Origin of the sequence: Microcoleus sp. Pol7_B2, from assembly GCF_036701035.1 — a bacterium.
Classification (GTDB): Bacteria; Cyanobacteriota; Cyanobacteriia; order Cyanobacteriales; family Microcoleaceae; genus Microcoleus.
In genome coordinates this window covers 1-8,722 of sequence record NZ_JAUBQB010000036.1, presented here as the reverse complement: position 1 = coordinate 8,722, position 8,722 = coordinate 1, and the positions used below count along the sequence as shown (strand labels likewise).

General features: G+C 52.2%; 3 protein-coding genes and 1 pseudogene. 1 reads left to right on the top strand and 3 read right to left on the bottom strand.

Features of this window, described 5'->3' with window-relative positions; genetic code table 11:
• From QUA57_RS15130 to QUA57_RS15120, 3 genes and pseudogenes are all read right to left on the bottom strand, one after another.
• Nucleotides 1–1,294: pseudogene (locus tag QUA57_RS15130) on the bottom strand (calcium-binding protein); the annotation flags it as partial.
• 34 nt (nucleotides 1,295–1,328) lie between these two features.
• Nucleotides 1,329–4,607 carry an Ig-like domain-containing protein gene (locus QUA57_RS15125; protein WP_333062074.1) on the bottom strand — a complete coding sequence of 1,093 codons (3,279 nt, stop codon included), beginning with the start codon at nucleotides 4,605–4,607 and terminating at the stop codon, nucleotides 1,329–1,331.
• 380 nt (nucleotides 4,608–4,987) lie between these two features.
• Nucleotides 4,988–7,198, bottom strand: coding sequence for a recombinase family protein (locus QUA57_RS15120; protein WP_333062076.1), 2,211 nt, complete (start codon nucleotides 7,196–7,198; stop codon nucleotides 4,988–4,990).
• Nucleotides 7,199–7,250: 52 nt separating this feature from the next.
• Here QUA57_RS15120 and QUA57_RS15115 point away from each other — a divergent pair, with 52 nt between their 5' ends.
• On the top strand, nucleotides 7,251–8,612 hold the full coding sequence (locus QUA57_RS15115) for a proton extrusion protein PcxA (RefSeq protein WP_333062078.1): 1,362 nt from the start codon (nucleotides 7,251–7,253) through the stop codon (nucleotides 8,610–8,612).
• The last annotated feature ends 110 nt before the right edge of the window (nucleotides 8,613–8,722 follow it).

The window sequence follows — 8,722 nt, the reverse complement described above, 5'->3', positions numbered from 1 at the left end:
TAGTACCTGTCCCGCCGGTCGAAGGAGTTGTCCCCTCAATGGTGAAGGGATTGTCGTTTACGCGCGGTATTTGAGCTGTAGTGAACCGAGATTCATCTAGCGAGTTCGATCGAACATCAATCAACACCGCCAAAAATTCCCCAGTTCGCCTGTCCCTAATAATCGTGTTGCTAGAATTCGAGCCTTGACCCTGGAAAATTTCTAACTCTGTAAAGTTCAGACCTCCAGCCAGACCGATCGAATCGCCGGCATTAAAATCTCTAATTACATCAGCATCGCCGATTTCGCGGCCGCCAGTAGTGAGAAACCCGTTGCCAGCCGACGTGCCCACCCTACCGAGAACAAAGATATCCGATCCCTCGCCTCCTGTCAGAGTATCAGACCCGCGATCGCCAGAAAGAATATCATCCCCAGCATCTCCCGACAAAGAATCATTGCCGTCGCCCCCGAAGATCAGGTCATCACCCTCGCCGCCATCACCAGTATCGTTACCAACACCCCCGCTGATAACATCCCCGCCCTCGGAGCCCAACAAAATATCATTGCCCCCAGCGCCAATCAGGCAGTCGTTACCCGTGTCGCCAAAAACAGTGTCACTGCCCTTGTCGCCAAAAATCAGGTCGTCCTCGCCACCTCCGCGCAGACAGTCATTGCCTTTACCGCCGTACAGCGAGTCGTTGCCTTCTGAACCCAAGACAATATCATTGCCCTGGTCGCCAAAAGCTACGTCATCGCCTTGGTCGCCAGAAACCAAGTCATCGCCTTTGCCACCCCGCGCCGTGTCATTGCCACGCCCGCCCTCAACGATATCCTTACCAGCGCCACCGTTGAGAGAATCGTTACCGTCTTCGCCCCTGACTATATCGTCCCCGTCCCGACTCAGAAGCGTGTCGTCGCCGGCACGCCCGGAAATCGTGTCATTGAACAAGCTGCCGATTAAATAGTTACTGCCGTCATTTGCGACAACTAAGCCATCGACAAAAAGTGGCTCTGGGGGAGGCGTGGGAACTGTCAGAGGTGGCCGGGGCACCGGGGTGATCGAAATGTCCGGCTGCGTCCCCGTCATCATCGGCTCCGTTCCCGACGACGGCGTAGGCTGCGTCCCCGTCATCATCGGCTGCGTTCCCGACGACGGCGAAGGCTGCGTCCCCGTCATCATCGGCTGCGTTCCCGTCATCATCGGCTCCGTTCCCGACGACGGCGTAGGCTGCGGCACGGTGCCGCTATCCAAACTATCCTCGTTCTCATCGGGTAGCCGCCCTTCGAGAAAAATTAGTGGTACTGCACCTGGCATTGTTCCGCCTCCTTGCGACGCTACTCAAAAACTACTAAATAAACTTAAAGTCAGATGCAGTAATGACGGTGCTGAGCGCTCCCGGCACTGTAGGAATAGAATTCAACACTCCCAAATCGAAAGCTGGGAGACTGTCATCTGCCACATTCGGGTCAAAGCCGAGAACGTACTTGTTAAAAGTATTGTTCAGGTACACGAAGAAAGCTCCCGTTTTGCTCGAACCCTTTTGATTCTTCAACACTGCATTTATTGCTTGAGCGTTATCAAATTTAGATTCAAACAAAATGACTGATTGCTTGCTGATGTCGTCGCCGCTAGACCCGATATTCCTGACGATAAAACTGGTGAAATCGAGAGTAGTTCCTGAGTTGGTTAAACCTGCGAAATTTGACGACCTGAACAAAAATCTGTCGGTCTCGCTGCCATTAGCGTTAAAGTCAGCAATCACGTCCACGCCTTCGCTGGGAGTTTCGTAGTAGAAGAAATCATTGCCAACATCGCCCGTGAGCAAGTCAGAACCGTTGCCACCACCCAAAATGTCATTGCCTGCACCGCCGGAAAGCGAGTCGTTGTCATCGCCGCCCAATACCAAGTCATTGCCGAAGGCGCCGCTGAGACAGTCGCTGCCGGCACCGCCGTCGAGAGTGTCGTCGCCCGCTTGGCCGTCGAGGGAGTCGCTGCCGGCCTCGCCCAACACGTAGTCATTGCCCGAACCTCCGAGTCCCGTGTCGTTGCCTTCTCCACCCAACATCGTTTCATCGTTGTCGCCGCCGGAGATGGAATCGTTATTGATACCGCCGTCGACCAAGTTTCTGCCAAGTCCACCGTCGAGGATGTCGTCGCCTGCACCGCCCTCGAGGGAGTCGTCGCCAATGCCACCAAGTAAGGTGTCGATCCCAGCGCCACCAAGTATCGAGTCGTCGCCGGATTCTCCCAACATCGAGTCATTACCTGTTCCGCCCTCAATGGTGTCGTTGTTGTCACCGCCCAAGAGGTTGTCATTGTCATTGCCGCCGAACATCAGGTCGTTGCCGAGTCCGCCGATCAGCGAGTCTATGCCGTCTTCGCCGTCAACGGTGTCGTTGCCCAGTCCGCCGTCAACGGTGTCATTGCCGATCGCACCCACCAGCGAGTCGTTGCCTGCTTCACCGAATTCGAGGTCGTTGCCGACACTCCCATCGATGATGTCGTTGCCGTCGCCCCCAGCGAGGGTATCGTCGCCGGCCCCGCCGAGGATGAAGTCGCTGAGGTTGCTGCCTGTAAAGCTGCTGGCCGGGAGTGCACTGCGATCGACAATATTATCTACCACCGTGATGCTGAAGGATGCCGGCCCGATAGTTGCAGATCCGTCGGAGGCTGTAAACGTGAAAGTGTCGCTGCCACCTGCTGCCAGCAAGTTGTATTTGACGATGTTGTTGTTGATATCGTCTTGGGTGAATTTGCCGCCCACGTTGAGAAAGGTGCTACCCCTTTGGACAAAACCTCTGGTAGCATCGGGGGCTTTAGTAATCGTGTAAACAATTTCCAAGGGGCTGTTGTCGGGATCTGTGACTAACAAATCGGCGGCGGTGATTGTCTGGGTAGGATTACTTTTGGCAACCACCACACCGTCGTTAATTATTAGCTGGGGCGGGCTACTGACGTTGAGGGTTACTACCGCCTTACTTGTGCCGCCGCTGCCGTCTGAGATCGAGTAGCTGAAGCTGTCAGTACCCGAGAAGCCCGGATTCGGGGTGTATTTGAATACGCCGCCGCCCACGGGAACCAGGCTCCCTTTGCTTGCTGGAGCAAAAGTCGTGACAGTCAGAGCGCTTTGTTCCTGGTCAGTGTCGTTCAACAGAACGTTGAAACTGAGTTCTTGACCCGCAACCGTGGTGAAGTTGTCGTTAACTGCTCTTGGAGGTTGGTTAAAGATGGGCGTCGGCGGTGTCGGCGGCGTCGGACTTCCTGTCGGCGTCGGACTGTCTGTCGGCGTCGGCGACCCCGGGAACGTAGGCCGCGGCTCGTCTGGCTCGTCTGGCGGTGTCGGCGGTGTCGGCGGTGTCGGCGGTGTCGGCGGTGTCGGCGGCGTCGGGGGTGTCGGCGGCGTCGGACTTCCTGTCGGCGTCGGACTGTCTGTCGGCGTCGGCAGGGGAAGCGGAGTTGCGCTGCCGGGAACTGTGGGTGCAATTACAAATGAGCTTCGCCCTAGGGTTCTGCTGTCTACTCCGGGCAATACTGCTAAAAAGTCGCCGCTGACGCCGTTGCGAATAATTGTACTGCCAGCTTTGGTCTCAGTGCTTTGGAAGATTACCAAATCTTCAAACTTGAGGTCGCCACTTAACCCGATTAAATCTTCGCCTTGGCGAAAGTCTGTGAAAATGTCGGCATCGGCGAGATCTGGGCCGCCTGTGGTGAGAAATGCCGGGTTAGTGCCGTCGCTGCTGCTGCCGCTGGGGGAACTGAATGCACCGATGACGAAAACATCTCTGCCTTCGCCTCCTGCCACTACGTCTTTGCCTGTTTCGCCCCAAATAACGTCGTTGCCAGCACCGGCGTCCACGATGTCGTCGCCGTCACCGCCGAATACTATGTCGTCGCCGTCGCCGGAAAAAAATGTGTCCCCGCCGGCGTTTCCGTAGAGCCAGTCGCCTCCTTCGTTGCCAAATAGCAAGTCTTCGCCGTCGCCGCCGAAGAGCGAGTCGTTACCTTGGTCGCCCCACACGATGTCGTCGCCTCGATCGCCCAAAAAGCTATCGTCGCCAGAGCCTCCCCGCAAGCTGTCACTGCCTTTGCCGCCGTAAGCCGTGTCTCTGCCTTCGCCTCCGATTACCGTGTCGTTGCCGTCATTGCCATACAGCAGGTCGGGGTTATTTGCCCCGTCGAGGCAGTCGTTGCCTTTGCCTCCGTACAGCGTATCGAGTCCTAAACCGCCGTCGAGAACGTCGTTGCCGGGTGCGCCGAACAGCACGTCGTCATCATCTCCCCCGAATACTAAATCGTCGCCGTCGCCTCCTTGCAGGTTGTCGTTGCCTTGCAGCCCGGAAATCACATCGGGCCCGGGACTGCCAACCAAGGAGTCGTTGGTTTCTCCGCCGCGGACTACGCCGCCGATGATTCCGGGCGACGTACCTTGGCCTCCGCCCAATGTGTCGTCTATGCCACCAAATGTGTCGTCCCCGGAGGGAGTTGGCGTCGGCGGTTCTGGTGTTGGGGTTGGCGGTTCTGGTGTTGGTGTTGGCGTTTCTGGTTCTGGTGTTGGCGTTTCTGGTTCCGGTGTTGGCGGTTCTGGTGTTGGTGTTGGTATAATTACTGCTGGCACTGCACTGGGCATTATTTTGGCTCCTTTAAACGACGATCCCGATTAACTTTAAGAACTGATTAGTATCAGTTTGTTGCCACAAATCTGGCTTAAAATTGATTAATAACCCCATCATTTCTAACATACTAAATCAAAACTGCAACGGCTATGGATATTTTTTAAGCTGGGCATCTTTTGATCTCAAAATATTAATGATTGCAGGTTTTGCTGCCTATCTTGGGTATACTTTAATATCGCGCCATTTCGATAGAACCTAGAAGTCTGGCTGCGAGTCAGCCCGGTGTATTTATCCAGAATCAGAAAAAATAAAAATCTTCGCCGTCATAATTTTTTCTTTACGAATGTTCAATGACGAATACATCTGTGCCTCTTGCCTTCAGAAGCCGACTGTCTTATGCTGACTGCTGACAAGAAACAGAGCTGTTAATTAGGGGCAGAAGCGGCCCGGTTTGTTCTTGTCCACTGACGGATAGTTCGCTGTGGCAAAGGTAAAGCAGGGAACAGCGACTTAACAAATCTAGCAGAATTCGCCGCAGTCGCTGTTGGTCGGCCGCTGTTTCCTCTTCGGTTTCCCAGGGACGCCCCAGTTGCGCTCGCAAAAATAAGGGAGCACCAAACAATGTCGCCGCACCACCGCTCAGCCACAGGGGCGAGCCGGCATCCAGCCAAAAGTGCCATTTGTGGGCGCGGCGGCTGCTGCGGTACTGGAAGATGTTGGCGAGGGTGACAGCTCTGGCTGCTGGGCCTTCTGGACGGACTGGAAAGGGGTTGGCGGTGACGGTTCCTTGGCGCAACAACTGGATGAACCGGGCGATCGTTTCTGAGTCGCCGCCGTTTGTTGGTTCTACGCGCTGCATTCGCCCGTTGATTTCCCAGTAGTGGCTGGCTGTTTCCATTAACTCGCGCAGGGCTGCTAGCCGATCGTAGGGGAGGTATCTGTCGTTCATCAGAAATTTCTGGATTGCTCGATCGAGCAGGGCAATTGGACTCGGCAACAGCCGCTCCTGCTGTTGCGACCGCTGTTGTTCGATCCACTCCACAATCTGCTCGTAGGCCCCGGCTGCTCGGTGTCCCAGTCTGTCCCACCGGGGAAAGGCTGTAATGGGCAGCAATTGAGGTTGATCGATATCTGGACAAAAACAGTGATCGGCGATTAAACCTGCTCTCACTTGGTCGATCGATTTTTGATTGTGAATGTGAGATTTTAGATTGAACGTCGAGTTGGAATCTTCTGCTTCCAATGAACGGTGTTTCTGGCTGCCCAACACTACCAGCATTTCGGCGGCGCCGTCTCGATCGACTAAACGGCCGAGTCCCGGATAAACTAAGGCTAACAAAGTGAGTAAAGCTCGAATCTCTGGGGTAGTCGAGAGGGGACGCTGATCGTTGAGAGATACGGCGGCGATACTATCTCGCGCGAGAATTTCCGTTAAACTGTAACGGGCGATCGCATCCATCCCGGGCGCAATTACGGCGATTTCCTGCGGTTCCACGGCTTGTGACTTCACCGCATCCACTATGATTTCGGCTGTTTCTCGCAGCAGTTGAGCCCGGGAAGTGGTTTGGAGCGATCGAACCGATCCGGGCAAACTCAAGCCTAAAGGATAAAAACCCTCTGAATTAACTGCTAAACTTACCGCTAAATCTCCAATCTCTGGGGCTAAACCGGCTTTGGCGTCCAAATTTTCCACGCTTTGACAGCGGTCTTCGAGTCGGGCTAGGTATTCCGTGTCAGCCCCCAAGCCCAAACGCACTCCTCCATCTGAATTGTAGGAGAACGCCCCCGCGGCACCTTGGTCGAGCATTCGATCGAACAAATGGCGACTTATCGCCGGATAATCGTCTACATCGTCTGCGATCACAGCTTGGTATCTAGAGGCCAAATGCTGCTGGTAACTGCTATCCGGCAACAAATAGCGCCAGTAGAGTTCGCAAACAATCCCGTAAGTCAGGAGCCCCCGCGTCAAGCACCATTCCCGCCACCTTTCCAGCAACTCTCCCATGCTAATCCACAGGTTGGTCGAGCCGCCTGAGATAGCAAATCCCTGTTCCAGAATGCTGGGAATCTCTTCTCTGGGCGTACCGCTGACAGCAGCAAGTTGTAATAAGTCTAGTGTTCGACGCACCATTCGGTTTGGACTTACCCCTGTTTGTTGCAAAATGCCTTCGTCTAGTTCGCGACGCCAGAGTCTCGCGGCAAGTTCCAGTTCTGTTTCAGGTTGCAGTCGCAAGGGAAATTGAGCTCTCAAATTCAGCGACTGAACTAGCAGGGGCCAAAATAGCAATACCTCCTGCTCAAAAAAACCGAAGGGCGTTGTGGAGTGAAAGGTATATTTTCCTTCGGTAGCGACGGCGATGCGATCGGCCAATTCTAGCCGGTTGTCTCCGTTAGCTGCTAAGACTAAAATTGCTGGGGCAGTTTGTCCAGCCCGCCGCCGCCCGGAACTCGATCGCCCTGAAACTTTTGTGGGCAAGGGCTTGACAGTTTTGCTCCAAATGCAGAACTGCTCGACTAAACGAGTGGTTTTGCCACTGCGGCCAGATCCGAGAATCCAAATTGAATCCTCCGTAGCAGTTGTCAATTTATGTAAATTTGTTACCATACCGTGAATACTCTAATCACTAATGTCTACAGCCAACTAACCAGCTTTAGCTATGAATACTTCTCCCTGGAACAGGATTGTAAAATATCTCTACAGCCTTCACCAATGGTATCGAGAAACGCCTGAGAGGGCTCTAGAACAGGCCTACGATGCTGCGTTAGCAATTAAGGCGATCGAAGACGAGCATTTTGGCGGTCAAGGAATCTCTGATCGATCGGGAGATTACGGACAAAGCACCCTGTCTTACTTTAAATCCGAACTGCAAAAATACCTCAAGGTCATCCAAACCCGAATGGTTGAGTTTAATGCTAGCCGTTCTTTTTTGGAACTGCCGGAGCGAGTTGGAGCCAAACCGAAAACGGGGCACAGCGCTGATTATCACCAGCATGGATTACATCTCAACAATAAAGATAGAGCATCCCTTATATTTGAGAAGCTAGAGTTTATTGATGGAGTCATCGACAAGTATATTAATAATAGTAGAGCGACGGCAATTGTTCCGGTTGTCACTTCAGTAAATGTGCAGGCTAAATCTACAAATAGCAGCTCTCCACTTGACCAAAATAAAGGTTCAGCTAATTCTGTTAAGATTCACGATGGTGAGGTTGACACTAACTATGAAGAAGTCAATTTATTACCGCGCTCGCTTTTGGGAACTTTGAATCGCATCACTAAAGATTTAGACCCTGGAGCAGAAAAAGAAGTAGTTAAGAATTTTCGCAATTCCAAAGTAAAAACAATTATTTCTCTCAGATTTATTTTGCTTTTGATTTTAGTTCCGCTGTTGACGAATCAAATCTCCAAAAACTTTTTAGTCGGGCCGGTGGTTGACCATTTTAGAGGCAAAGAAAATGCTCCTCTTTTCATAAATGTTAACCTGGAAGAAGAAGCATTTCAAGAACTGGAGAGATTTGAGCAGCACCTCAAATTTGAAAGGTTAATAGGCACTGCTCCCTCGCTTTCTTTAGAAGAAACGGAAAAGAAGATTGCCGAGAAAGCAGTTGAACTAGCGGAGGAATACCGATCTGAAAGTGGTGGAGCTATTAAAAATATTTTTGCCGATTTGATTTCCTTGATTGCCTTTGCCACGATTATCGTCACTAACAAGAAAGAGATTGAGATTTTAAAGTCTTTCATGGACGATGTTATTTACGGGCTCAGCGACAGTGCGAAAGCTTTCGTAATTATTTTGTTTACAGATGTGTTTGTGGGATTCCACTCGCCTCATGGTTGGGAAGTAGTTCTTGAAGGTGTATCGAGGCATTTGGGACTGCCAGAAAATAGGCAGTTCATATTTTTGTTCATTGCGACGTTTCCCGTTATCTTGGATACGGTATTTAAGTATTGGATATTCCGTTATTTAAACCGGAGTTCGCCTTCGGCTGTTGCTACGTACAAGAATATGAACGAATAATTGGAGGCGAAGGAAGTTCGGCAACGGATTATGTATAGTCATTTCAAATAAGTATGAGACACTCTTTCTGCACAATAAGCACGAATAACTTCATCAAGAGATGTGCCAGG

Bases quoted from the DNA above. Each gene is read 5' to 3' on its own strand.
- QUA57_RS15115 (WP_333062078.1), top strand. From the start codon at position 7,251: ATGAATACTTCTCCCTGGAACAGGATTGTAAAATATCTCTACAGCCTT.
- QUA57_RS15120 (WP_333062076.1), bottom strand. From the start codon at position 7,198: ATGGTAACAAATTTACATAAATTGACAACTGCTACGGAGGATTCAATT.
- QUA57_RS15125 (WP_333062074.1), bottom strand. From the start codon at position 4,607: ATGCCCAGTGCAGTGCCAGCAGTAATTATACCAACACCAACACCAGAA.